Here is a 25433-nt window from a genome sequence, read left to right as displayed (position 1 = left end):
GCTTTATGGTTTAAAGGCACGGGAGTTTGGTGAAACCAGGCTGAGAGGAAAGCTAAAGCTTTCGACCGTTAAACCGGATCTGGGTAATGCCAGCGTAGGAAGGATGCCTTTATGCATTTCAAAATCAAAACCATTGCGGCCACTGTTGCCGCAGCCGCTGTTTTAGCCATTACCCTCACAGGTTGCACCGGCTTTGCTGACTACAGCCGTGAACTCACCGTGGTGACTCACGATTCTGCGGTGTTCAGCAAGGAACAGCTAGCCGAATTCAAAAAAGAAACCGGCATCACCGTGAAGCAGGTTAAAGCTGGCGATGCTGGCGCGATGACCAACAAGCTTGTGCTCACCAAGAGCCAGCCAATCGGCGACCTGGTTTATGGCATCGACAACACCTTTGCCGGTGTAGCAACCGACAACAAGATCATTGATGGCGACTTGCGCGCAATTGACTTTGGCGATGTTTGCATGAACTACGACAAGTTTTGGTTTGCCAAAAACGAGACGCCGGCACCATCCTCGATCAAAGACCTGACCAAGCCAGATTTTCGCAATCTCACTGTGATTGAAAACCCAACCACGTCATCAACCGGCCTTTCATTCTTGGCTGCAACAGTTTCGGGTTTTGGTGCAAACGGTTGGGAGCAGTACTGGCGTGCACTTAAGGCCAACGGCGTGAAAGTTGCTGCCGGTTGGGAAGATGCGTACTTCACTGACTTCTCTGGCTCGAGCGGCAAGGGTGCTTACCCAATTGTTTTGAGCTACTCATCGTCACCTGCATACGAAGTGCGTGCCGATGGTCAAAGTCAGACTGCTGCGATCTTGGATGGTTGCTACCGTCAAACCGAATATGCTGGCGTGCTCAAGAATGCCAAGAACAAGGATGGCGCTGCAAAGTTCATTGACTACATGTTGACTCCGTCTTTTCAAAAGACTCTGCCAACTTCGATGTATGTCTACCCGGTGTTGGCTGGAGTTAAGTTGCCAGCAGAATGGGCAAAGTTTGCAACCGTAAGTGACAACCCAGTTGGTGGCGAACTTAATGTCAACGTGAGCCGCAAAGAGTGGTTTGAAAAGTGGTCTGCAATCTTTAGCGAGAACTAACTTTTCGATGCTAAAGCGATTGGCTTTATGGACAGCACCTCTGATTTTTATCGGGGTGCTGTTCTATTGGCCCGTCGCAAACATTATTGGCCTCGGATTCGTTGCCGACATTGCCGGTGGAGTTATTGATCGCCAAACGCTGAGTGCAATTTGGTTCACGCTGTGGCAGGCAGCCGTTTCAACTCTGATTTGCATAGTCATTGGTGTGCCAAGCGCCTACATTCTTTACCGCAAATCATTTCGCGGGCAAAAATTTATCCGCGGATTAATCACCGTGCCGCTGGTATTGCCGACAATTATTGTTGCGATTGCTTTCACTAACTTTCATTTCTTGCCACCAATTGCGCTGATTATTGTGGCGCACGTGTTTATCAACTATTCGCTGGTGGTGCGAACCGTGGGCGGTGTTTGGTCGACTATGGATAACGAAACTGAAGAGGCTGCGGCACTTGCGGGCGCCGGTCGATTTAGAACCGTGATGCAGATTTCATTGCCGCAATTATTGCCTGCGATTGTTTCTGCTGCTGCGCTGACTTTCTTGTTTTGTTCAACTAGCTATGGTGTGGTTTTGGTGCTGGGCGGTGGCAGCGTTAATTCGATTGAAACCGAGATTAGTTCGGCCGCTGTGCAGTTCTTAGATCTGGGTAAAGCAGCTGGGCTGGCCATTTTGCAGACACTGATTTCGATTGCTGCCTTCACCGTTAGTTCGCTGATTGCCCCCGCTGCTATAGGCATCGAGCAGGTGCACGAAGGCGCTCGAAAGCCCCGAGTTGACTGGCGCGACTGGCCTGCCCTGGCTGTGACCGGCGTGGTTGTGGTTGGGCTTATCGCTTTGCCGCTGGCGGTGGTTTTGATTAGAGCTGTGCAGGTGGGTGACGGCTATGGTTTCGAAAACTTTGCAAACTTGGCGGGGCATGGCACCCGTGAACTTCTCAACGTGAGCCTTGGTCAGGCAACGATGAACACCCTGCGCAACGTTGTTGTGTCATCGAGCTTGGCGATTGGTTTTGGCACTCTCATTGCATACTTGCTGTCGCTCACCTCAAACAACCGAGCACAACTATTGCTGCAACGAAGCATGGATGCGTTGTTTTTGCTACCAATCGGAATCTCTTCAGTGGTGTTGGGTTTCGGCTACCTAATTACTTTTGGTGACGGCCCACTGCCACTGCGTTCAAGCTGGTTGGTTGTGCCGCTCGTGCAATCACTAATGGCATTGCCGTTGGTTGTGCGCCTGATTTATCCGGCGCTGCTTTCGATTGGTCACGAACACCGCGAGGCTGCCGCTAATGCTGGAGCCCATGCTGGACAAATTTGGTTATATGTTGAATCAAAAATGATTCGCAACGTGATTCTCACCGCGGTGGGTTTCTCTTTGATTGTTTCAATCGGCGAGTTTGGCGCAGCATCGCTCTTGGCCTATGGCGATCAAGCCACACTGCCAACGGTTTTGTATGCGCTGATCTCTCGCCCAGGCGGTTTGAATTATGGAATGGCAATGGCAGTAAGTGCCATTCTCATCTTGCTTACTCTGCTTTTGGTGCTGGCTGTAAGTCGTAGGCCGCGTTCACTGCGTGCAGTCGCTGCTTAATTACTTCGATCGATTCTGGGTTTTGATCCACCAAAATAAATTTGCGATTTAGGGTTGCCGCTGCAACACCAGTTGTTCCCGAGCCAGCAAAGAAGTCCAAAACCATATCGCCCTCGGCAGAAGACGCCTGAATGATGCGACGCAAAATTCCAAGTGGCTTTTGTGTTGGGTAACCGGTTTTCTCTTTTCCGGTTGGCGAAACAATTGTGTGCCACCACACATCCGTAGGCAGTTTGCCTAGTTCTGCTTTTTCTGGTGTCACCAAACCCGGTGCCATATACGGTTCGCGATCAACTTCGGATGAGTTGAAGTAATAGTGTTTCGGATCTTTTACATAAACCAAGATTGTGTCGTGCTTTGAAGGCCAATTTTTCTTGCTCTTGCCGCCGTAATCATATGCCCAGATAATTTCGTTCAAGAAGCAGTCGCGGCCAAACAGCGCATCGAGCAGAACCTTGGCATAGTGCGCCTCGCGGTAGTCCAGGTGCAAATAGAGAGTGCCGCTCTGCTTTAGCAATCGCCATGCTTCTTCGAGGCGCGGTTCTAAAAAGCCCCAGAAGTCTTCGAACTCGTCGTCGTAGCTCAGCACGGTTTCGCGAATGGTTTCATAGCGCTGACCCTTGAAACCAACGCGGCCACCGGTTTCGGTGCGCTTGGTGGTGGTTTGGCCACGCACCTGCCTGCGGCCGGTGTTGAAAGGCGGGTCGATGTAGATGAGTTGCACCGACTCATCGGGCATAAAATTCAACACAGACAGGTTGTCTGAGAAGAATACTTTATTTTCGATTGCCGGCACAGAAAGAGATTAACAGCATGAGCACCGAAACCCTGAACCCAAAGGTCATTCACAACACCGAAAAGCACCGCTACGAGATTTGGCTTGATGGAGCCAAGGCCGGCCATGCCGACTACAGCTTGATGCCAGGTGAGATTCACTTTGTGCACACCGAAGTTGACCCTGCTCATCAGGGCAAGAACCTGGCTGCAATCTTGATGCGCGAAGCGCTTGATGATGTGCGCGCAGCCGCAAAGGCAAAGGTTGTGCCAGTTTGTTCTTATGTGGTGCGCTACATGGAAAAGCACCCAGAGACTCAGGACCTGCTGTTGAACCCAATTGAAGAGGCTGCGGCGGCTTGCCGTTTGCCAAACGTTGAGAAGGCCTCAGAAAAGCTAGGCCTCAACAAAAACTAATCGACCGGGTTAATGGCCTCGTGTGAATCAAGCCATTCAACGATGTCGCCGATTACCTCATCTTTATTGAGTTCATTGAACGGCTCGTGGCGTGCGCCTTCATAAATAATCACTTGGATGTCTTCGACACCGGCGCGAACATAAGCGTCAGCCAACAGCTTGTTGCCATTTTCGCCGCCGATTGAGCAGTCCGAACCAGCAACCAAAAGAATTGGCACATGGCTGTCGACCTGTTTGCTTGGAACACCGAGCAAGCGGGCCGAGTTTGTAATTCCGAATGACTCCAGGGCAGTCTCTGGGAACGTCAGCGGGTCATTGGCAAAGTCGATGCCCACCTGGTGATCGCGGCTTAGCCATTCGTGGCCAGACTTGTTTGGGGTTTTATCCCAACGCTTATTGAAGCCACCGCTCTGCAGCACACCCGGTAGCAACAGGGTTGAACCGCTCAAAATCATGCCGTCGTACTCATCCGAGTATTTATTGAAGATGCGCTGGCAGATCATTGAACCCCAGCTGTGGCCTAGCAAAACCAATGGTTCTTCTGGGTTTTCACCCGCGATAATGTGGCTTAGCTGACGAACATCAGCGAACACAGCAGCCATACCGCCAGGGCCAAGTTTGCCTTGCTTCTTGATGTCGCCTTCGGCCTGCATGCGCAATCCGGTTTCGCCGTGACCGCGGTGGTCGTCGGCATAAACGCTATAGCCGGCACGGTTTAGCTCTTTGGCAACGTGCTCGTAGCGCATGGCGTGATCACCAAGACCGTGCACAATTTGCACAACAGCCTTTGGATTGGCCACCGGCCACTCATAAAAAGTGATGTCAATGCCTTGGGCATCTTTGAATGTTCGAACTAATGGCAGCGCAGTCATACGCCCAGATTAGTGGCTGCCGAGGCTCAACCCTCTTTAGTGATCTGCACTGATACGAAAAGTTCACTCTGATGTGGCCCGGCATACACTCCACGCAATGGTGGCAAATCGTCGTAGTCACGCGCTCGACCAATCACAACGTGCCGTTCAAGCACATGCACATCGTTGGTTGGGTCATAGGCAAACCATTTGCCAGCCCACCACTCGACCCAAGCGTGTGATTCACCAGTTACAGTCTCGCCAATTTGTGGTTGCTTGCTTGGGTGCAAATAACCACTTACATATCTCGCAGGGATGCCCACCGCGCGAAGTGCTCCAAGCGTGATGTGTGCAAAATCTTGGCACACTCCAATTTTGTTATTCCACGCCTCGGTTGCAATCGAATGCACACCGGTGACCCCGTGTCGATAGGTCATGTCAGAAAAGACTTTTGCGCACACTGCCAAAGCTGTTTCGTGCGGTGAATTAGTTTTTGCAATTCGTTTTGCAAAACGCACTAGGTCTGCCGGCGGCGATGTTCGTTTGGTTTGTGCAACCGCGTCGGTGAGCTCAAGAGAACTCACCACTAAGGCGGCCATCGATGGCCAATCCAGAGTTGGTGTTTCAGGCATAGGGTTTCTAAGTTCCACATTCGTGGTTGCGGTGATGGTTAGTTCACGGTGTGGTTCAAGCACCTCAAACATCAACGTGCGAGTTTTGAAGTAATCGAAATACTCGTGCGAAGAGCCGTGGGGTTCAATGTCTAACTTGGTCGAAAAAACAATTTGTCGATCGTCACGCACTGGCAACAGTCGTGCTTCGTTATATGAAGCTGCAACATCGGCTTCATATTTGAAACCAGTGGTGTGCACAATTTTGTAGCGACTCAAGAGACCTCACCAACCCAAGTTGGCATCACGTTGACTGGAAAATATCGCGAACGAATTGATTCCGAAATTTCACTAACGCCGGTTTGCAGGGCAATCATTTCGCTAGTCAGGTTCGCAAGAATTTCTGGTGCCGAACGGTATTCAAGATTGGTGCGCAACTGACCCACCTGACGAAGTGCGTTATCGGTTACGCCAACGCGAGCTGTGGTTGGTTGCAAGTCACTCAAGCAAGTTTCGGCACGGCTAAGCGCAAAGGTAACTGAACGCGGAAAGATTTTGTCTAGCAACAAGAACTCAGCTGCGTTAGTTGCCGATGGCACACCTCGATAGGTGCGCAGGTATGCCTCATAGGCGCCGCAGCTACGCAAAATAGTTGTCCACGACGGGCCGCTGGCCTCAGTTAGTTCCGAGGTAGCCAGCAGGCGAGCAGTCATGTCGACCCGCTCTAAAGCACGGCCCAGCGTGAAGAAAGTCCAAGCTTCATCACGTGAGGTTGAGCTTTCAACTATGCCAACCGCCAGCGCAGTGCGCTCACGCACCCAGCCAAAGAAATCATGTGCACGCTCAATCGAAACTTTGCGTGGCATGCGCGAACGCGTGGTGTTGAGACACTCCCAGAGTTCGGTTGAAACAATCTCACGCACTCTTCGGGCATTCTCGCGGGCAGCATTTAGCGACGCGCTAATTGAACTTGGTTCACCACGATCTACCGACAAAATGGTAAGCAATTCTTGACGAGTTAGTTGATGTGGGTAATGTGCATCAGAACCAATCACCTCAAGCAGTGAACGGCAAGCTGTGTCTTCGTCAACCCATGGGTCTTCAAGCAACAACTGCAGGTGCACATCTAACAAACGTGCGGTGCCATCGGCGCGCTCAACATAGCGACCAATCCAAAACAGCGATTCTGCAATTCGACTAAGCATTTGGTTTTGTCTCCTGAATTTGCTGTTGCTGTTCTTGCTGTCTTGAGAAACCGGAGTCGGCTGAGGTTTGACCAGCGACTAGCGAAGAAACTTGCGAGTTGGTTTGAATCTTGTTTTTTGTCGACGTTCGATCAACGCCGATAACCCAGGTGTCTTTCGATCCGCCGCCTTGCGATGAATTAACTACTAACTCGCCTTCGGGCAAAGCAACACGGGTTAGACCGCCGGGCAAAACCCAAATGTCATCGCCACTATTAACTGCAAAGGGGCGAAGGTCGGCGTGACGTGGGCGAAGACCCTGATCTACCAAAGTTGGAATTGTTGAAAGTTGAATAACCGGCTGCGCAATCCACCCGCGGGGATCTTTGATTAAACGTTTGCGCAGGTCATCAAGTTCTTTTTTGCTTGCGCGCGGACCAACCACAAGACCCTTGCCACCAGAACCGTCAACAGGTTTCACAACCAATTCATCTAAACGATCTAGCACTTCTTGAAGACTCTCTCCTTCTTCAAGCCGCCAGGTTTTTACGTTTTCGATGATTGGCTCCTGACCCAAGTAGTACTTGGTGAGTTCTGGAATGTAGGTGTAAACCAATTTGTCATCGGCCACTCCGTTGCCAACCGCATTCGCCAAGGTCACGTTGCCAAGCCGAGCTGCGGTTAACAAGCCAGGTGGCCCCAGCACCGAATCGGCCCTGAATGCCAATGGGTCAAGAAACTCGTCATCCACGCGGCGATAGATAACGTCAACGCGGCGGGCACCTGCAGTAGTTCGCATGTAAACCTTGCCACCACTGCAAAACAGATCGCGGCCCTCAACGAGTTCAAGACCCATCAGTCGCGCTAACAAAGTGTGCTCGAAATACGCACTGTTATATACGCCGGGAGTAAGCACCACTACAACTGGGTCTTCAACACCACTCGGGGCTGCCGCCCTCAAGGCGGCAAGTAGTCGATTTGGGTACTCACCCACGGGTTGAATGCGCATCTGCTGAAAAAGCTCAGGCAGGGTCTGGGCCATCACGCGCCGGTTTGAGATTACATAACTAACCCCGGATGGCACTCGCACATTGTCTTCGAGCACCCGCCAAGCTCCGGCCTCGTCGCGCACCAGGTCGATGCCGCTTACTTGAATGCGCACACCGTTGGCGGGGTCAATGCCGTGGGCAGCCCGGTGAAAGTGAGCCGACGAAGCCACCAATGCGGCTGGGATAACCCCATCACGAATGGCATTCTGGGCTCCATAAATGTCGGCAAGGAAGGCTTCTAGAACCTGAACCCTTTGTTTTACGCCGGCTTCAAGGGTGTTCCACTCGGTTTTTTCAATTACTCGAGGCACCGCATCCAAAGGAAATGGCCGTTCTTCACCAGCAAAGTCAAAGGTCACACCCTGGGCCAGATAACTGTCGGCTAGGGCCTCGGTTCGGCCGCGCAGCTCATCCTGAGTCATTGAAGCCAAGGTTTCGTGAATCTTCTTGTAACTCGGCCTTACTTTGCCTGCCCCCGAGAACATCTCGTCAAAGGCAGGCGTTGCGCCACCGCTGGGTTGAGCAAACGGATAGTGGTCAAATAGATCTGCCATGGTGCCAAGTTAGCCTTGGCGTATTGCGTGATTGTTTCGCTCGGGAGTCGAACTTGGAACAAATAATTTCGCACCTGACATCCAGCCGGCTTTCAGCAAACTCCCAAGAAGGTCTGCCAGAGTGAAACCATGAACCAGCAACCATTACAGCTAGTGACACCCAACCCAAGGGTGCGACTTGGCCAGCGCAAGGTCTTTGTTTTGAAGCGCGCCCAGGATGTGATCGAGGCTATTGCCTGGGCATCGGTGGTTGCCGTAGTGGTTTTCTTTTTGATCGATGGTGGCATCAAGGGTGTTACCGACCTACCAACTGCCCTTAATGCCATTAGCCGTTTGACCGCGCTAGTGGGCACCGACCTACTGATGATTCACATGTTGTTGGTGGCACGAGTGCCATGGATCGATAAATTTTATGGTCACGACAAAGCAACCTTGGCTCACAAGAAACTTGGCAAGCCAGTTTTGTACTTCATCGTTGCGCACTTTTTGGCTTCGCTAATTCAGTTTTCGATTACTAATTCTCAAAACGTGATTGCAACTTTGGTTTGGTTAATCACCGATGTGCAAGACATGCTCACCGCAGTAGCTGCTCTTACTTTGATGATCTTGGTTGTAGTAACTTCGTTGAATTTTGCTCGTCGCAAAATGAGTTACGAGGCTTGGTTCATTGTGCACCTGATGTCATACGCAGCCGTGTTGCTTGCAGTGCCACACATCTTTAGCACCGGAAGTGATATCGCCGGCAAGCCTGCATCAACAATCTTTTGGGTCACCCTGTATTTGTTTGTTGCGTTGAACATTGTTTGGTATCGAGCTGCAAAGCCACTGATTCGAATTTTTGGCAGCAGCATGAAAATTGCAAATGTAGTTCGCGAATCAAGCGACACAACTTCGCTTTACCTGCGTGGCAAAAACATCGACAAACTTGGAGGCGCATCAGGTCAGTTTTATTTCTTGCGTGTGCTCACTCCAAGACGCTGGTTCAAAGCGCACCCATTCTCGCTGTCTGCTGCACCAAATAATCACTACATGCGATTCACCATTGGTAACCGCGGCGATGACACAGCTTTTTTGCAAACCATCAAACCTGGTACACGCGTTGCAGTTGAAGGTCCATTCGGTGTCTTCACCGAAGAGCGTCGCACACAAGAAAAAGTTGTGTTGATTGCATCGGGTATCGGTATTCCACCAATTCGTGCGCTTGCAGAATCAATGGCATCTCGCCCTGGAGACATCACCATCATCTATCGTGTGCGCGATGAAGAAGATGCGTCTCTGCTGGCAGAAGTGCGCGAAATCGCACGCATCCGCGGTTTTAGACTTTATGTCTTGCCTGGCCCACGCGCCAGCTTGAAATCATGGATGAATAACGATGGCACCAACAACCCAGACCTGGCACGCCTAGCCGTGATGGCTCCGTGGATCAGCGAATCGGATGTTTACATTTGTGGGCCACAAATTTGGACTGAACTAGTGGTTAGTTCATGTACTCGAGCCGGTGTACCCGCCGACCGAATTCACGCAGAGGAGTTTGCCTGGTGAGAACCCCAGTTAGATCAATCTTGAGCGTTGTGACGCTCGGGGTTTTGGCAACCAGCTACCAAATTGGTCAGGCTGCCACCAGTGCCACCTTTGCCAGTGCATCCGCTCAAGGCGGCACAACTACTGGCACAGCAAGCAGCACGCCAACTGAGTCGAGTAGCGAATCAACTTCCGCGGCGACACCAAGTGCCAGCGCAAGTGCTACTCAGTCTGCAACTGCAACCAAGAAAACGACCGCAGCAACACCGAGTGCAACGCCGTCTAAAACTTCAGCAGCAACCCCAACTGCAACGACGACGCCAACAGCGACCAAGACTGCAGCAAGCGGCAGTACGCAAACCAGTTCTCTCGTGCAGTATCGCTACGGCATGGTTCAGCTTGCGGTGACCAAGAGTAACGGAAAAATCACAGACATTGGTTTAGTGAGTGCGAGCGCTACAAGCGGTCGCGAATCTGCGTTTTCATATTTGGTTGATTATGCAATTCAGGCCAACGGAAGTGGCTTTGGAAATCTGAGTGGTGCAACATACACAGTGGATGCGTTTAAAAAGGCATTGGATTCAGCACTTGCAAAATTCTAAATTTGACTCACCAAAACAAAACCGCAAATGGTTAGGCGGCATGCTCGCTTTGCTGAGCCTAAGCGTTGGTGGAGCATTCGCGATCAACAATGTTTTGAATCCTGCGCAAACAAGTGCATCGACCGGCACCAGCACAACAAAAACTGCTCAAACAGTTACCAGCGATGCAATTCAATATCGCTACGGCGTAATTCAGCTTGAAATCACTTCAACCGCAGGCATGATCGACAAGATCACCGAGGTGCAATCAAGCACAAGTCGTGGTTGGGAACAAGCTGTGCCGCTCTTGCACGATGCAGCACTCAAGGCGTCCGGCACAAATTTTGGCAACGTAAGCGGTGCAACCTTTACGACTCAGGCCTATAAGCAAGCGTTGACCAGTGCGATTTCAAAGCTGACCTAATGAATAGTTTTGAGCACGTCGAATATTGCATGGGCACCGCTTTTCGATTTGCTGGTCGCTCACCATTCGATGCGGTGCGTACCAATTCGATCGTTGAACAAGCCTGTGCAATCTTGACTGAAGCCGATAACACCTTCAGTCTTTATAAACCTGAGTCACCACTCAGCCAACTCGCTCGCGGTGAAGTCTCAGTTGCACAGTGCCCTCCGGTGGTCAACGAAATCTGGGACGAATGCGATCGCTGGGAACAAGCCACCGACGGTTGGTTTAGTGCCATGACCCCCGAGCACACGTTTGACCCATCCGGAGTTGTTAAAACCTGGGCGGCCAAGCGAGCTGCCGAGCATGTGCTGAGCCAAGGCATTGTTGACTTCACCCTGAATGCCGGTGGCGATGTTTGGTTAGCCGACGGCCTAACCAGCGAAACCGACTGGCGCATTGGCATTTCTAAGCCAGTTTCAATTGCCTCGGATGAGGCCGGCGTGCTGGCCGTGATTGACCTAAAAGAGACCGCATTTCGGTCACTGGCTACCAGCGGCTCGGCCGAACGAGGCCTGCACATTTGGAACCCCAAAGCCCCGGGCAAGGCAGCGGCCAACGAACTGCTGCAGGTGAGTGTGGTTGCCGAAGACCTAGTGCGTGCCGACGCCTTTGCCACTGCCGCGTTTGCCGAGGGGCCGCGTGCCATTGCCCGCCTAGATGCGCTGCCAAACCTTGAGGCGTTATTTGTTTTGGCCGATGGCCAGTTGGCGGCCACCCGAGGATTTTCACTGTTGTTTGCCCGCTAGTTATGTTGAATTTACCTAGTTTCCAGACTGCATTCTTATCTTTACAACGTGAAGCTAAGAGTGGCAGTAGTTACCGAGTCGTTCTTGCCGTCGGTGAACGGTGTAACCAACTCGGTCATTCGAGTTCTTGAATCCTTGAAGCGAGATGGCCACGAGGCACTGATCCTTGCGCCCACCACTCCGGCCAAAGAATTCCTCGGATTCAAGGTCATTGAGATCAACCGCTTCTACTTCAAAGAGTTTCCGGTGGCGTTGCCTCACCTAAACCTGCAAGGCATTCTTGAAGACTTCAAGCCAGACGTAGTTCACGTGGCTGCACCTTTTGCATTTGGTCGCCAAGCAATTGAAGTTGCTAAGCGCATGAACGTACCAAGCGTTGCCATCTACCAAACCGACATCGCTGGCTACGCACAGCGTTATGGCGTGCCTTTCATTCGCCCGGCAATCGACCGCATGATTGGTGCAATTCACCGTCGTGCCACTGTGAACCTTGCACCAACCAGCGAAGGCGCCGAGTACCTGCGCAAGATTGGTGCCAAGAACATTGGCATCTGGGGTCGCGGTGTTGACCTAGAAACTTACAACCCACTTCGCAAAGACACTGCCGAGCTAAAGGCCATGCGCGCGCAGATCGCATCCGAAGATGAAATCGTGATTGGTTTTGTTGGGCGCCTTGCGGCCGAGAAGCAGGTTGAACGATTTGCCGAACTTTTTGATATTCCTAACACTCGCTTTTTGATTGTTGGCGACGGCCCAGAGCGCGAGAATCTTGAGAACTTGTTCCGCGGTCAAAAGGTGACTTTTGCCGGCAAGCTCGGTGGCGAACAACTTGCCAATGCCTATGCGCAAATGGATATTTTTGTGCACTGCGGCACCGAAGAGACTTTTGGGCAGACCATTCAAGAGGCACAGGCCAGCGGCTTGCCTGTTGTGGCACCGGCAAGCGGTGGGCCTAAGTTCTTGATTGATTCTGGTCGCAGTGGATTCTTGGTTGATCACAGCAAAGCCGGTTCATACCGCGCTCGTGTGCAAGAGCTAATTGACAACTTTGACTTGCGATTCGAGATGGGCCTCGGTGCTCGTCAGGCAGTGCTTGGCAAGTCATGGGCCCAAAACAACGCCAAACTTTTTGAGCACTACTCTTTTGCTATGACCACAAACCAGAATGGCCGTGAGCTTGAACTGGCTCGATAGCCAGACAATCCTTCAAAACCTAGGCAGCTTGGCCGTTTTTGGAGTCGCGCTAATTATCTTCTTCGAAACGGCAACTATTCTTGGTTCGTTTCTGCCAGGTGACTCACTGCTGTTCTTGCTCGGTCTCTCACTCTCAAGTTGGTTAAGTGGTTTTCCAATCTGGCTAGCAATTCCAATTGTGTTTATTGGTGCGGTTGCCGGTTCGCAAACTGGTTATTGGATTGGTAAGAAAACCGGACCAAGGCTTTTCAAACAGCGCAATACATTTTTCTTTAATGAAAAAACTGTTGATCGCACCAAAGATTTCTTTCAGCACTACGGCCCACGTGCAATTATTCTGGCGCGTTTCATTCCCGTGCTGCGAGCTTTGGTTCCAATGTTCGTTGCTATCGCACACTTCGATCAAAAGCGATTTCTAAAACTCAACCTAATTGGCGGTGCAGCCTGGGTTGGCGCACTAATGCTAGCCGGTTACTTGTTGGGCGAGATTCCATTCGTTGCAAAAAATGTAGAACTGTTTGCACTTGGCTTTGTTGTTATATCTTCGCTGCCGTTGCCATTTGAATTGGCACGCGAAGCGATTAAGCGACGTAAGAAGTCACGCGGATAGCATCCGAGGAAACAACCTCGCGTTGTTTTGCAAATGCAAGCTGCAGGTAAGTTTCGTGCTTTGGTTCAAGACCATCGCCACTTGAGGCACCGCGGATGCGTCGACCAATAAAAGGCATCACGTGCAAGATCAGCCAGCGCATTGTGTGAGGCGCGTTTCGGTTTGGCCGTTGCATGTCTTCTTCATGTGACTCGGCATGGTTGTAATCGAGACCCAAAAGGTTTGCAGCCTTGTTGGCGATCTTGATGTGTCCGTGGCCCGAGAAGTGCACCATGTCTTCGCACCAATACTCAAGCTTGGCAAACTCTTGCATGCCAAACATGTCGAGCACCGGGATGCCATATTCGGCAGCCACACCTTCGATGAGTTTGGTCATGATTTTTGCGCGACGAGCCATTGGCTTGAACATGCGCAGGTGCACGGGGTTCAACGCATTGGCAATTACAACATGTGAACCTTCGTTGAGCAATCGTTCGATGGCACCGCGCAACAGCGCACGAAGTTCATGGTGACGCCAACGCGGAGTGCTCAGGTCATTATTGCCGGCCATGATGGTAACCAAGTCAGGGCGCAGCTTGATGGTGTCTTCAAGTTGCGCAGTAAGAATGGCGCGCATCTTGCTGCCACGAAGTGCCAGGTTGGCAAAGTGAAAATCTTCACCGGCAAGTTTTGATTGCTCAGCCAGCAGGTGGGCCAATCGATCGGCCCAGCCACAACCATCGCGGTTGCTTCCAAAATTGAAGTCGCCCAAGCCTTCAGTTAGGGAATCCCCCAGTGCCACGTAGCTTCGGTAAAGGAACTTCACAGTTCCAATTTAGAAAGTTAACAGGGTTGGTTGTGGGTAAAACCGACGAGGTTAATCAGGTCTTCTTGCGGTGTTTATCTAGGTAAATAGCCGGTGAATCGGCCGCTCTTACCAGTCGCTAGGCGCTGGTTCTTTGCCCTTCGGCAGCGAGCTGTTCTCGGCCCAAACCTTTACCCATTCAGGCAGCACCGGATGTTCGCCCACGAACTCGTGGCTGTGTGCGAGCACTTCATCCGGGGTGACAATGCCACGACTGCGTTTTAGAAAACGAATGCGAATAATGCCTTGCGCGTAGATCTCGCCGGCCACCACCATGCGCTGATCAAAGTAGAACGCGTGGGCATCCCAACCGATCACTTTTGATTCCATGTCGAAGGCTTGCCATGGCTGAAGTGATTTGCGATAGGTGATGGTTGCTGCAACTACCACCGGATACCAGCCGAGTTTTTTCCAAAGTTGCCAAGCACCAGAGCGCAACGCCAGGTCGTAGCGACTTAGATCGAACAAGGTTAGAAATTTGCCGTTGTTCATGTGATTGAAAATGTCTAAGTCGGTTGGCCAAACTCTAAATGTGCGTCGACCAACATCACTCCAGTGCAACTTGGTGCGCAAACGCCAGGTGAGTAATTCATAGAGCAGACGCAACCACATGTTCATTGGCGAATTACCAGATCACTACGCGGTCGGCTGGGTCTAACCAAAGATCATCACTCGGTTGCACATCGAACGCATCATAGAACGCATCGATGTTGCGAACAATTTGGTTGCAACGGAACTCAGCAGGTGAGTGCGGGTCAGTTGCCAAACGCTGAATCATCATTTCGTCACGACCCTTAGTGCGCCAGGTTTGTGCATAAGACATGAAGAAACGTTGTGCACCGGTAAGACCGTCAACCACGGTTGCTTCTTGACCTTGCAAGCTGATCAACCAAGCCTTGTAAGCAATGCCTAAGCCACCAAGGTCTCCAATGTTTTCACCAATGGTGAATTCACCATTCACTTTGTGCGAGTCATCGAGTTGCTTAGGTGTGAGTTCATTGAACTGCTCAATCAATGCACGTGTGCGCTTTTCAAATGCCGTGCGGTCTGCGTCTGTCCACCATGATTGCAACGCACCATCACCGTCGTACTTAGAGCCTTGGTCATCAAAGCCGTGACCAATCTCGTGGCCAATCACCGCTCCGATTGCGCCAAAGTTAACAGCGCTGTCGCTATCAATGCTGTAGAAAGGTGGCTGCAAAATTGCTGCCGGAAAAACTATCTCGTTGAATCCAGGGTTGTAATAAGCGTTCACGGTTTGTGGTGTCATGAACCATTCGTCACGATCAAGTGGCGCACCAATCTTTGCAACTTCGCGGTTGTGCTCAAACTCGTTTGCGCGGCGAACGTTGCCAACTAGATCATCACGACGAATTTCAAGTGCCGAGTAGTCGCGCCACTTTTTTGGGTAACCAATCTTTGGTGTGAACTTCTCAAGCTTTACCAGCGCCTTGGTTTTTGTTTCGGCGCTCATCCACTCCAAGTTTTGAATGCTTTCGCGGTAAGCCTCAATCAGGTACTCAACAAGTTTGTCCATGCTGTCTTTTGCAGCTGAGCCAAAGTACTTGTCGACATAAATTTCACCGATTGCTTCGCCGAGTGAACCCTCAACCAAGGCAACCGCGCGCTTCCAACGAGCGCGAATTTCTGGAGCACCCGAAAGCTTGGTGCCATAGAACGCAAAACGTTCGTTAACAAAGTTATTGCTGAGCAGCGGGGCAGAAGAGTTGATCAGCTGCCAGGCAAACCAAAGCTTCAACGACTCTAGGTTTTCTTCAACCAGCAGTTTATCGAGGCCTTCAAAGAAGCTAGGCATCATCACAACCGACTCGGCCAAAATATTTGGCTCGAGTTGTGCGCCAGCCATCCAAAGGTTCCAGTCAAAGCTCTTCGAAAGATTCAGAAGATCGGCGAATGCATACAGGTTGTACACCTTTTCGGCATCGCGTGAGTCAACCACGTTCCAGTGCTTGGCAGCCAACGCGGTTTCAAACGCCATGATGTGGCGAGCGGCAACTTCGGCATCAGCCGCGGCCCATCCGGCGTTAATAAATTGCTGAGTGATGTGAGGCACATAGGCATCGCGAATTTCGGCGTGCTTTTCTTCTCGGTAGTAAGCCTCATCGGGCAGGCCCAAGCCACCCTGATAAAAGTTGACGATGTAGCGCTCTGGCTGGCCAGGGTCGTTGTCGATGTAGCTGCCAAATAGGCCGCCCACGCCCCAGCGGCTGAATTCGCCCATCAAATGAACCAGTTCGCCAATGTTGTTTACCTGGTTAATCAGTTTGAGATCGGCCGCGATTGGGGCAGCACCCAGCTCGTTGGCTCGGTTTTCGTCAATAAAAGAGGCATAAAGGTCGCCAATTTGCTGGCTTACGCCGGGCGCAGGGTTATCCGAGGCAGAAAGCAGAATCTCTTTGACCGCGGCCTCGCTGTCATCGGCCAGCATGTGAAAGCTGCCGTACATCGACTTATCGCTAGGAATCTCGGTTTCGTCGAGCCATTTGCCATTTACGTGGCGAAATAGGTCATCTTGAGGGCGGGTGTTTGGGTCAATAGAGGCAAAGTCGATGCCTGGTTGCATGCTCATCCCTTTATCCTAAGCACCCTTCGGCTTTACAATTGGAGTCTTATGGATCTCCAAAAAATCATCTTGTATTACGGCTTTGCGCCGGTGGCCGACCCAGTGGCAATGAAGCTCTGGCAGAAGACCCTGTGCGAATCGCTGAACCTCAAGGGCCGCATCATCGTGTCTAAGCACGGCATCAACGGCACCCTGGGCGGCAACATGGAAGACCTAAAGAAGTACGTGCGCCAAACCAAGGAGTACCCGGGTTTCGGCAAGATCGATTTCAAGTGGTCAGACGGCACCGGCAACGATTTTCCTCGCCTATCGGTGAAAAACCGCAGCGAACTTGTGGCATTCACTGCCCCGGATGAGATCACCGTGGAAAAGTCGGGCATCACCAACGGTGGCAAGCACCTAAAGCCTGCCGCGGTAAACAAGCTGGTTGAAGAGCGCGGCGACGAAGTTGTGTTCTTTGATGGTCGCAACGCCTTTGAGGCTCGCATCGGCAAGTTCAAGAACGCAATTGTGCCTGATGTGCAAACCTCACACGACTTTGTAGCCGAGCTTGAGAGCGGCAAGTACGACCACCTCAAAGACAAGCCAATCGTCACTTACTGCACCGGCGGAATCCGCTGTGAAATCTTGTCGGCCGTAATGATCAACCGTGGCTTTAAAGAGGTATACCAAATTGATGGCGGCATCGTTCGCTATGGCGAGACCTTTAAAGACAAGGGTCTCTGGGAAGGCTCCCTGTATATCTTTGACGACCGCATGGTTCAAGACTTCAGCGACGAAGCAAAGGTTATTGGCGAGTGCGAAGCTTGTGGCGGTGCAACCAACCAGTTTAGAAACTGCTCATTTGAGGGCTGCAAAGACCTGATTTTGCTTTGCGACGAGTGCTATGCCAACCCGGCTCACTCAGAGCACAAGGCATCGCACACCCGTGGCAAGCGCAACCTTGAGCAGGTTGGCTAACACCTAATACCTCTTGTTAAACAAAGAACCCTGGCAGTTAGCCAGGGTTCTTTGCTATTAGGAGAGAGGTTCGGGTTCAGGGGAAAACCCGAACCAGCCCATTGCTGTGGGCGGGGACTAGGCCGTTAGCCCAGAACAATTGGAGAAGCTACGGTGCCATCGGCTGCAACAGTCACAGTTACTGTGCTTGCTACGGTGCCATCGGCTGCAACTAGCTCGATCTTGTAGGTGTCACTTGCGCCTAGGCGAAGAGTCACGGTGCCAGAAGCGGTGATGATCTTGCCGGTCTTAGCCACTGGGCTGGTCACTGCTACGCCATTTTCGGCAATTTCAGTGATGCGCAGAGCATAGGTCTTGCCATCCGCAGGAATCTTCACAGTTGCTGTGATGCCGCCAATTGAATAGCTGCCTTTGTGCTCGCCGCGGTCACCCTTAACACTCTTGCCCTCGCCAAATGCTGGCGCGGTAGGTGCTACATAAACAGCGGTTAGAGCTGGGGTTGCCGTTGCAGTGGCAACTCCAGCAGCATCAGAGGTGACAACCACGAATGAACCAACGCCTGCTGCGTTGTAAACCGCGTACTTAGCGGTGGTGCCAACGGCGTGCAACTTGAATGACACGGTGCCGGTTAGAACACCTGCAGTCAGGGTGGTGCCGGTTTCCTTAAGTGGCTTGCCACCGGTGGTTGGCTGGGTTGCTGGCAGAGCGGTTGCATCTGCGGCCAATGGGTAGGCCACAAACTTTGCGCCCTTAGCAGCGCTATAAGCGGTGGTGACTGTGGTTGGCACACCGGTGATGGTGGCCGCCACGGTTGCGTGAATGTGCACTGACTTTGACTCAGAACTGCTGCTCGAGATTCGAGCCTTGTTCTCGTGTGCAAATGATGGAGCTGCTACGGCTAGTGACAGCACTGTTGCAGCTGAAGCGGCGATAATTGCGCCGCGCTTAAAGGTCTTGTTCATTTTCGTCACTTTCTTTGGGAACTCCGAGGAATTCAGGGACAACACCAAGTTAAGAAATTTTCAAAAGTGAGGGGGCGAATTTCAGCATGCTGTGAGGTACTTGCCAGCGTTTTAACAGGTAGCGCCGAATGGGCCCGTTTGCCAAAGGTAAACTGACCGAATGGGCTTTCTAGAGAACTTTGAAAAGGGCTTGGAGCGCGTTGTTAATGGCGCCTTCACCAAGACCTTTAAATCAGAGTTACAGCCCGTTGAAATTTCTGGCCACATTCGCGCCGAGATGGACGCGAAGGCAAGCATCCTTAGCCGTGATCGCATTCTTGCGCCAAACACTTTTACTGTGAGCCTTTCAACCCCAGACTTCAAGCGCATGGCCGTTCTTGGCGATTCGCTTATCACCGAACTAACCGAGCTGGCCACCAAGCACGCCAATAAACAGGGTTTTCAATTCGGTGCAGCTTTGGTTATCAAGCTGATTGAAGACGGCAGCCTAAACATTGGCCAGGTCACAGTTAAGTCGGCCACCCAAAAGCATGAAATCGAATGGTTGCCAACTTTGGATGTTGACGGCAAGCGTTTCATCTTGAAACAAGGTGAAACATCTGTGGGCCGCGATGCCAGCGCAGACATTCAAATCAACGACAGCGGTTTGAGTCGCAAACACTTTGCTGTGATTTGGGATGGCGCGCACGCAGCCGTAAAAGATTTGCAAAGCACCAACGGCACCAAAGTTGCTGGTCGCACAATTACCGAAACCGGCATCAACGGTGACACCGTAATTCAGGCAGGGCGCAGTGAATTTGTGTTTCGACTGATTGCGCGAACAATTTCTGAAACCGGGAGGGCCGCTAATGAGTGAGCTAGCTCTATTTATTGTTCGCACGGGTTTTCTTGCAGTCATCTGGATTTTTGTATTCAGCATCATCTCGGTAATTCGCGCAGACCTATTTGGTCAAAAAGTTGTTAGCCGCGTTGCAGAGGCAAATGCACCAAAGGTTGTGTCTGCTCCAGTGGCACCGAGTAATCCGGGCAATCAAAGTTTGGTTATGCAGCCGAGTGGAAGTTTGGCAACCAAGTTGGTTGTTATCGATGGGCCAAAAACCGGTTCGGTAATCAAACTTGATCAGCGCGAACTAACCATCGGTCGCTCAGAAGATTCAGATCTGATTATTGATGATGAATATGCATCGACTCATCACGCAAAACTTATTTTGATCAACAACGATTGGCTGATTCAAGACTTGAATTCAACCAACGGCACCTACTTGGATGGCGCCCGCGTTGGCACCCCAGCGGTTGTAAAACTAAACACCTCGGTGCGCATCGGCAAAACCGTTTTTGAGTTGCGAGCCTAAGGTCGCACTCAGTGGCAATCAAAACTCTTAGCTATGCGGGCAGCGACATTGGTCGCATTCGCTCGAGCAACCAAGACAGCGGCTATGCCGGCTACAACCTGTTCTTTGTTGCCGACGGCATGGGTGGTCACGCTGGTGGAGACATTGCTTCCGCCCTTTGTGCACAACGAATTTCACGCGTTGATAGCGCCTACTCAAGCCCCGAAGAAGCAGTCAAGGCTTTGGTCGACATCATCTGGGAAGCCAATGGTGTGCTTGGAGAAACTGCAGCCGCCCACCCAGAACTTGCGGGCATGGGAACCACTTTCAGTGGCTTGTTGTTTAGCGGCGACAAAGTTGTTTTAGGTCACATTGGTGACTCGCGAGTTTATTTGTCTCGCAACGAAAAAGTTGAACAAATCACCACCGACCACACCTTTGTGCAGCGCCTGGTTGACACCGGCCGCATCACCGCCGCCGAAGCTTTGGTTCACCCACGCAGAAGCGTTTTGATGCGTGTGCTTGGTGACGTTGAGGAATTCCCAGACGTTGACAACAAGATTTTAGAAACACGACCGGGCGACCGATGGTTGTTATGTTCCGATGGATTATCAGGTGTTGTTCCACCGCACATCATGGAACGCATTTTGAAAAGCAAGGTAACTGCCGAAGAAGCAACTGAGTTGCTGATTGGCGAAGCACTTGAATATGGTGCACCAGATAACGTGACCGTTGTTGTGGTTGACGTGGTTGATGCAAACTTGCAAACCGATTTTGAACCAACCGCACAATTTGTTGGTTCGAGTGCAAACGAAGTTGTAATCACCGAACAACGTGGTTCGCGAATCATGAAGATTCTGAACCCACTTACTTATGCAGATATCTTCAAGCGCCCTGAAGACCCAGCCGGTTATGTTCCTGAGTCTGATGAATATCTAGAGAAGGTTTTGAAAGAAACACGATCACGCATTCGTTGGCGTCGCATTCGTCAACTAATCAGCCTGATTGCAATCGCAACATTCGTTTGGTTTGCTTTGGTTTCTGCCTATGACTACACCCAGACTCGCTACTACGTTGGTGAATCAAACGGCAACGTCACAATCTTCAAGGGCATTAAAGAATCGCTTGGGCCATTGAAGTTCTCAAGTGTTTACAACCAAACCAATCTGTTAGTCACCGATCTTCCGGTTTACCAACAAGAACTGGTTGACCGTTCTATTTCGGCAACCGATCTTAAAGATGCACAACGCATTGTCGAGCTAATTAGGTCAACGGTGATCAAATGACAAACGTCGCCGCCAACCTGCCAAAGATTGTTCGAGTAATTCCTCGCAATCGAAACATCGAAGCGCTTTTGCTTTTGTTTGCCATCGGCATCAATGCCTTTGAGCTTTCGCAGGTTCAGCTATCAATTCTTGAAGTTCTAAACCCAGAGATCTTCCTTTACCTTTTGCCACCTGCTTTCTTGGCTGTGATTCTGCACGGCATCATGCGCCTGCGCGCATCCGAGGCCGACCCAATGATTTTGCCGATCGCCCTGGTGCTCAACGGTTTGGGCATTGCCGAGATTTACCGACTTGATCTTGGCACCCTGGCTAACGGCGGCACCGAGGTGTTTGGCGTGAAGCAAGTGATCTGGACGGTGATTGCCATGGCGGTCGCTGCCGCGGTGATCATTTATGTGCCGAGCCACCTGTTCTTGCGACGCTATGTATATGTGTCGATGTTTATTGGTGTTGGCCTGCTTTTGGCCCCAATGCTGCCGTTTATTGGCCTAAACATCAACGGAGCCCAGCTGTGGATTGGTGTCGCGGGCTTTACCTTTCAGCCTGGTGAGCTGGCCAAGATAGCCCTGACCGTGTTTTTTGCCGGATATCTGGTGACCCGGCGTGAATCGCTGGCCATTGTTGGCCGCAAGATCTTTGGCCTTCGCATTCCACGCGCCCGCGAACTAGGCCCAATCGTCACCATTTGGGCAGCCAGCCTGGTGGTTTTGGTTCTAGAGCGCGACCTGGGCACCTCATTGCTTTACTTTGGCCTCTTCATTGTTTTGGTCTACACCGCAACCGGCCGTGCAATTTATGTGGTGGTTGGTCTAACCATGTTCATCACCGGCGCCCTGGTGGCCAGCCGTTTCATGGGATACGTTGGCGGCCGCTTTGACTCGTGGCTGAACCCATTCACTCAAGCGAACTACGACGCAAATGGTGGCAGCTACCAATTGGTGCAGGGCATTTTTGGCATGGCCCACGGTGGACTAATGGGCACAGGTCTGGGTGGCGGCATTCCACACCTTGTGCCACTTGCCGAGAGCGACTTCATCATTGCCTCACTAGGTGAAGAGCTTGGCCTGGTTGGCATGTTTGCAATTTTGGTTTTGTATCTGCTGCTAGTTTCACGCGGCATACGCATTGGTTTTAATCACCCGGATGACTTCTCAAAACTTTTGGCAACCGGTTTGTCATTTGTAATTGCGTTGCAAACCTTCATCGTGATTGGTGGTGTCACGCGCGTTGTGCCACTAACCGGTTTGACCACTCCGCTGCTTGCAGCTGGTGGTTCGTCTTTGCTTGCTAACTGGATCATCATCGGAGTGCTGTTGCGCATTAGCGACAGCATTGGCGGCGGCAATAGGACGGTGAACCTATGAAGCGTGAACTCAAACGAGTGAGCATTGTGATCTTCATTATGTTCTTGAGTCTTTTTGTAGCCAGCACTGGAATTCAGGTGATTGGTGCCGACACCTACAGCGCCGATCAACGCAACGTGCGTTCTATTTATGACAGTTACAAAACTCAACGCGGTGCAATTCTGGTTGACGGTCAACCAATTGCGCAGTCGGTTAAGTCAGACGATGTTTATCGATACACCCGTCGTTATGACAGCCCAATGTATTCAGCAATTACCGGTTTCTTTAGCATCTACCAAGGTTCAACCGGTCTTGAATCTGCAATGAACAGTTACCTAACCGGTCAAAATTCATCCCAGTTCTTTGAACAAATTTCTGCATTGCTTTCGGGTAACCCGGTAACCGGTGGTGCGGTTGAACTCACCATTAATCCAAAGGTTCAAAAAGCGGCTTGGGATGCGCTCGGCGATAAAGCCGGCGCGGTTGTTGCGCTTGACCCAAAGACCGGAAACATTTTGGCGATGGTTTCTAAGCCAGCCTGGGATGCAAACTTGCTTTCGGTGCACGATGGCCAGACCTCGAATGCCAACTACAACAAGTTGCTTGCCGCCAAGAGTGCGCCACTGCTGAACCGCGCCTACACCGAGCTCTATGCGCCTGGTTCGGTCTTCAAGATTGTGGTTTCTACTGCGGCAATCGATAGCGGCAAATACCAGCCAGACAGCCGATTCCCTAACCCTGCCAAGCTAACCCTGCCTGGCACCACTACTTACATTCAGAACTCTGGCGAAGGTCGTTGCGGCAGCGCAACCACGGTTTCAATTGCCGATGCGCTGCGTTTGTCTTGCAACATTCCATTCGCGCAACTAGGTGTTGCGATTGGTCAAAACACCATTGCCGACCAAGCTGCAAAGTTTGGGTTTGGCAAAACAGTTAAGTTCCCAATGACTTCAACCGCGAGCATCTATCCAAGCAACATGGATGACGCGCAAACTGCATTGTCATCATTCGGTCAATACGATGTGCGCGTAACTCCACTGCAAATGGCAATGGTTAGTGCTGCTGTTGCAAACGGTGGGCAGCTAATGAAACCGAATTTGGTTGAAGCTGTTTATTCATCGAACCTTTCAATTTTGAATCAGCCATCTCCTGAAGTTTTCTCGCAAGCAATGTCCGCCGACACTGCAGCAAAAGTTCGAGACATGATGATTGGCGCAGTTGCGCGTGGAGTTTCTGGCAACGGAGCTATCCCGGGTGTATCTGTCGCAGGTAAAACTGGAACAGCACAAAATGGAAAAGGCGAGCCGTACACACTTTGGTTCACTGGTTTTGCTCCGGCAAATAATCCGCAGGTTGCAGTTGCAGTGGTAATCGCAAATGGTGGGGGAATGGGTCAATCTGGTCGAGGCAATTCACTTGCTGCGCCGGTGGCTCAAAAAGTTATGCGGGCGGTGTTGGGTAAATGAAACCTGAAATTGGGCAACTCTATGGTGGGCGCTACAAACTAATCAGTCGCATTGCAATTGGCGGCATGGGTGAAGTTTGGCAAGCACAAGACGAAGTGATTTTGCGCGATGTGGCGATCAAAATTCTTAAGCAGGAATACATGGGTGACCCTGGGTTCCTTGAGCGCTTTAGAACCGAAGCTCGTCACGCTGCGATGGTTAACCACGAGGGCATTGCCAACGTTTTTGACTACGGCGAAGATTCGGGTTCTGCCTACTTGGTGATGGAACTAGTGCCGGGTGATTCACTGGCTCGCATTCTTGAGGTGCAAAAAACTTTGCCTTCTGAGCAAGTGCTCGACATCATTGCCCAGACTGCTCGCGCATTGCACGAGGCACACGAGGCCGGTTTGGTGCACCGCGATGTGAAGCCCGGCAACTTACTAATCACCCCGGATGGTCGCCTAAAGATCACCGACTTTGGAATCGCGCGCGTTGCCGACCAGGTTGGGCTAACTGCCACCGGCCAAGTGATGGGCACCGTTCAATACCTTTCACCCGAGCAAGCTACCGGCAAGCCAGCTACTCCTTCCACCGACATCTACTCTCTGGGCATCGTGGCCTATGAGGCACTTGCCGGCAAGCGCCCGTTCACTGGTGACAGCCAAATGGAAATCGCCATGGCCCAGATCAACCAGGCGCCGCCGGCCTTGCCTGACAGCGTTGACCCGCGAGTAGCCAAGCTAGTTATGGCTTGCCTGGCTAAAAAGGCCAATCAGCGCCCTGAATCAGCCCTGGCATTGGCCAAACGAGCCGAATCGATGATGACCGGTGCCCCGCGCGAATCTGCGGCAACCCAGGTAATTACCCAGCCAAAATCGAGCGATAAGACCGCGGTTATTGAGTTGCCACCTGGCCAGGTAGCCATTCAGCGCCAACCAATCGTTTGGCCATGGTTTGCCCTAATTGCCCTTTTGGCAATCACAGCAATCTCAGTGGTGGTGGCAATCGTGGTCACTTCGATGCAACCTGAAGTGCCAAGCCCTAGCCCGCTGCCTAGCCAAAGCCAAACCGGCACCAGCCAGCCAACCCCAAGTGCATCGGCCTCGGCATCAGCCACTACACCTGAGACCGTTGTTGTGTTGCTCAGCGATTTGCAGGGCAAGAATGTTGCCGAAGTTAGCAACATCTTGTCTGGCATGGGTCTTTCGGTTACTGCAGTGCCTGGCACTGCGTTGCCTGCGGATGACCCTGCGGTGATGACGGTTTATGACGTTTCTCCGGCTGGCACCGTAGCAATTGGTAGCAGTGTGACGGTTACTTATTACGTGGGCGGTGCGGTTGCACCAACACCAACGCCAACCACCAGCACAACCCCGCAATAAGTCGGCAGATTAGACTTATCGCCGAACCCCTACAACTAATTGG

Annotated in this window: 25 protein-coding genes and 1 riboswitch; of the genes, 16 read left to right on the top strand and 9 right to left on the bottom strand. The window is 51.6% G+C overall.

Annotated elements, in window-relative coordinates; all coding sequences use genetic code 11:
* Positions 1-8 precede the first annotated feature (8 nt).
* Positions 9-118: riboswitch (TPP riboswitch) on the top strand.
* On the top strand, positions 112-1101 hold the full coding sequence (locus tag Q0L28_RS02520) for a thiamine ABC transporter substrate-binding protein (protein ID WP_296631156.1): 990 nt from the start codon (positions 112-114) through the stop codon (positions 1099-1101). It overlaps the preceding riboswitch by 7 nt.
* 7 nt (positions 1102-1108) lie before the next feature.
* Positions 1109-2692 (top strand): ABC transporter permease subunit, encoded by a 1584-nt coding sequence (locus tag Q0L28_RS02515; RefSeq protein WP_296631153.1) that lies wholly within the window; start codon positions 1109-1111, stop codon positions 2690-2692.
* Here Q0L28_RS02515 and Q0L28_RS02510 read toward each other — a convergent pair.
* Positions 2628-3431 carry a site-specific DNA-methyltransferase gene (locus Q0L28_RS02510; protein WP_296631234.1) on the bottom strand — a complete coding sequence of 268 codons (804 nt, stop codon included), beginning with the start codon at positions 3429-3431 and terminating at the stop codon, positions 2628-2630. The two genes, Q0L28_RS02515 and Q0L28_RS02510, sit on opposite strands and share 65 nt — an antisense overlap.
* A 74-nt stretch (positions 3432-3505) precedes the next feature.
* On the opposite strand from Q0L28_RS02510, the gene Q0L28_RS02505 reads away from it, so the two are divergent.
* Positions 3506-3883 carry a GNAT family N-acetyltransferase gene (locus Q0L28_RS02505; protein ID WP_296631151.1) on the top strand — a complete coding sequence of 126 codons (378 nt, stop codon included), beginning with the start codon at positions 3506-3508 and terminating at the stop codon, positions 3881-3883.
* Here Q0L28_RS02505 and Q0L28_RS02500 read toward each other — a convergent pair.
* The 4 genes from Q0L28_RS02500 to Q0L28_RS02485 are packed head-to-tail and all read right to left on the bottom strand — an operon-like array spanning position 3880 to position 8132.
* Complete coding sequence (locus tag Q0L28_RS02500) at positions 3880-4755, bottom strand: alpha/beta hydrolase (RefSeq protein ID WP_296631148.1); 876 nt, start codon at positions 4753-4755, stop codon at positions 3880-3882. The genes Q0L28_RS02505 and Q0L28_RS02500 overlap by 4 nt on opposite strands.
* 26 nt (positions 4756-4781) lie before the next feature.
* Positions 4782-5624 (bottom strand): transglutaminase family protein, encoded by an 843-nt coding sequence (locus Q0L28_RS02495; protein WP_296631146.1) that lies wholly within the window; start codon positions 5622-5624, stop codon positions 4782-4784.
* Complete coding sequence (locus Q0L28_RS02490; RefSeq protein WP_296631143.1) at positions 5621-6550, bottom strand: alpha-E domain-containing protein; 930 nt, start codon at positions 6548-6550, stop codon at positions 5621-5623. Before Q0L28_RS02490 ends, Q0L28_RS02495 begins: the two co-directional genes overlap by 4 nt.
* Complete coding sequence (locus Q0L28_RS02485) at positions 6543-8132, bottom strand: circularly permuted type 2 ATP-grasp protein (RefSeq protein ID WP_296631141.1); 1590 nt, start codon at positions 8130-8132, stop codon at positions 6543-6545. Before Q0L28_RS02485 ends, Q0L28_RS02490 begins: the two co-directional genes overlap by 8 nt.
* Positions 8133-8261: 129 nt before the next feature.
* On the opposite strand from Q0L28_RS02485, the gene Q0L28_RS02480 reads away from it, so the two are divergent.
* From Q0L28_RS02480 to Q0L28_RS02455, 6 genes are read left to right on the top strand one after another with little or no spacing between them, the layout of a single operon-like run.
* A complete protein-coding gene (locus tag Q0L28_RS02480) occupies positions 8262-9674 on the top strand; it encodes a ferric reductase-like transmembrane domain-containing protein (protein ID WP_296631139.1) in 1413 nt (470 codons plus the stop codon).
* Positions 9671-10255 (top strand): FMN-binding protein, encoded by a 585-nt coding sequence (locus tag Q0L28_RS02475; RefSeq protein WP_296631138.1) that lies wholly within the window; start codon positions 9671-9673, stop codon positions 10253-10255. Before Q0L28_RS02480 ends, Q0L28_RS02475 begins: the two co-directional genes overlap by 4 nt.
* On the top strand, positions 10242-10658 hold the full coding sequence (locus Q0L28_RS02470) for a hypothetical protein (RefSeq protein WP_296631136.1): 417 nt from the start codon (positions 10242-10244) through the stop codon (positions 10656-10658). The genes Q0L28_RS02475 and Q0L28_RS02470 overlap by 14 nt, the downstream gene beginning before the upstream one ends.
* Positions 10658-11446 (top strand): FAD:protein FMN transferase, encoded by a 789-nt coding sequence (locus Q0L28_RS02465; RefSeq protein WP_296631134.1) that lies wholly within the window; start codon positions 10658-10660, stop codon positions 11444-11446. The genes Q0L28_RS02470 and Q0L28_RS02465 overlap by 1 nt, the downstream gene beginning before the upstream one ends.
* A gap of 48 nt (positions 11447-11494) precedes the next feature.
* The gene (locus Q0L28_RS02460; RefSeq protein WP_296631132.1) at positions 11495-12640 is read left to right on the top strand and encodes a glycosyltransferase family 1 protein; all 1146 of its coding nucleotides are present in this window, start codon (positions 11495-11497) and stop codon (positions 12638-12640) included.
* A gap of 28 nt (positions 12641-12668) precedes the next feature.
* Complete coding sequence (locus Q0L28_RS02455) at positions 12669-13250, top strand: DedA family protein (RefSeq protein WP_296631129.1); 582 nt, start codon at positions 12669-12671, stop codon at positions 13248-13250.
* Here Q0L28_RS02455 and Q0L28_RS02450 read toward each other — a convergent pair.
* The 3 genes from Q0L28_RS02450 to Q0L28_RS02440 all read right to left on the bottom strand — a co-directional run bounded on the left by Q0L28_RS02450 (position 13222) and on the right by Q0L28_RS02440 (position 16684).
* Complete coding sequence (locus Q0L28_RS02450; protein ID WP_296631127.1) at positions 13222-14055, bottom strand: SGNH/GDSL hydrolase family protein; 834 nt, start codon at positions 14053-14055, stop codon at positions 13222-13224. The genes Q0L28_RS02455 and Q0L28_RS02450 overlap by 29 nt on opposite strands.
* Before the next feature lie 108 nt (positions 14056-14163).
* Positions 14164-14712, bottom strand: coding sequence for a thioesterase family protein (locus tag Q0L28_RS02445; protein WP_296631125.1), 549 nt, complete (start codon positions 14710-14712; stop codon positions 14164-14166).
* Positions 14713-14719: 7 nt separating this feature from the next.
* Positions 14720-16684: a M13-type metalloendopeptidase gene (locus tag Q0L28_RS02440; RefSeq protein ID WP_366843422.1), complete on the bottom strand. Its 1965-nt coding sequence runs from the start codon at positions 16682-16684 to the stop codon at positions 14720-14722.
* A 42-nt stretch (positions 16685-16726) separates the two neighbouring features.
* On the opposite strand from Q0L28_RS02440, the gene Q0L28_RS02435 reads away from it, so the two are divergent.
* Complete coding sequence (locus tag Q0L28_RS02435; protein ID WP_296631124.1) at positions 16727-17638, top strand: rhodanese-related sulfurtransferase; 912 nt, start codon at positions 16727-16729, stop codon at positions 17636-17638.
* 125 nt (positions 17639-17763) lie between these two features.
* On the opposite strand, the gene Q0L28_RS02430 is transcribed toward Q0L28_RS02435, so the two are convergent.
* Complete coding sequence (locus Q0L28_RS02430; RefSeq protein ID WP_296631123.1) at positions 17764-18600, bottom strand: hypothetical protein; 837 nt, start codon at positions 18598-18600, stop codon at positions 17764-17766.
* A 160-nt stretch (positions 18601-18760) separates the two neighbouring features.
* Between Q0L28_RS02430 and Q0L28_RS02425 the strand changes: the two genes are divergently transcribed.
* The 6 genes from Q0L28_RS02425 to Q0L28_RS02400 are packed head-to-tail and all read left to right on the top strand — an operon-like array spanning position 18761 to position 25390.
* Positions 18761-19456: a DUF3662 and FHA domain-containing protein gene (locus Q0L28_RS02425; RefSeq protein ID WP_296631118.1), complete on the top strand. Its 696-nt coding sequence runs from the start codon at positions 18761-18763 to the stop codon at positions 19454-19456.
* A complete protein-coding gene (locus Q0L28_RS02420; RefSeq protein WP_296631116.1) occupies positions 19449-19952 on the top strand; it encodes an FHA domain-containing protein in 504 nt (167 codons plus the stop codon). Before Q0L28_RS02425 ends, Q0L28_RS02420 begins: the two co-directional genes overlap by 8 nt.
* An 11-nt stretch (positions 19953-19963) precedes the next feature.
* A complete protein-coding gene (locus Q0L28_RS02415; RefSeq protein WP_296631113.1) occupies positions 19964-21217 on the top strand; it encodes a protein phosphatase 2C domain-containing protein in 1254 nt (417 codons plus the stop codon).
* Positions 21214-22581 carry an FtsW/RodA/SpoVE family cell cycle protein gene (locus tag Q0L28_RS02410; RefSeq protein WP_296631110.1) on the top strand — a complete coding sequence of 456 codons (1368 nt, stop codon included), beginning with the start codon at positions 21214-21216 and terminating at the stop codon, positions 22579-22581. The genes Q0L28_RS02415 and Q0L28_RS02410 overlap by 4 nt, the downstream gene beginning before the upstream one ends.
* Complete coding sequence (locus Q0L28_RS02405) at positions 22578-24026, top strand: penicillin-binding transpeptidase domain-containing protein (RefSeq protein WP_296631107.1); 1449 nt, start codon at positions 22578-22580, stop codon at positions 24024-24026. Before Q0L28_RS02410 ends, Q0L28_RS02405 begins: the two co-directional genes overlap by 4 nt.
* The gene (locus Q0L28_RS02400; RefSeq protein ID WP_296631104.1) at positions 24023-25390 is read left to right on the top strand and encodes a serine/threonine-protein kinase; all 1368 of its coding nucleotides are present in this window, start codon (positions 24023-24025) and stop codon (positions 25388-25390) included. Before Q0L28_RS02405 ends, Q0L28_RS02400 begins: the two co-directional genes overlap by 4 nt.
* The last annotated feature ends 43 nt before the right edge of the window (positions 25391-25433 follow it).

It is taken from the genome of Rhodoluna sp. (assembly GCF_024639375.1).
Taxonomy (GTDB): Bacteria; Actinomycetota; Actinomycetes; order Actinomycetales; family Microbacteriaceae; genus Rhodoluna.
The sequence above is the reverse complement of the archived record's forward strand: the minus strand, read 5'-3'. Positions and strand labels throughout refer to the sequence as shown.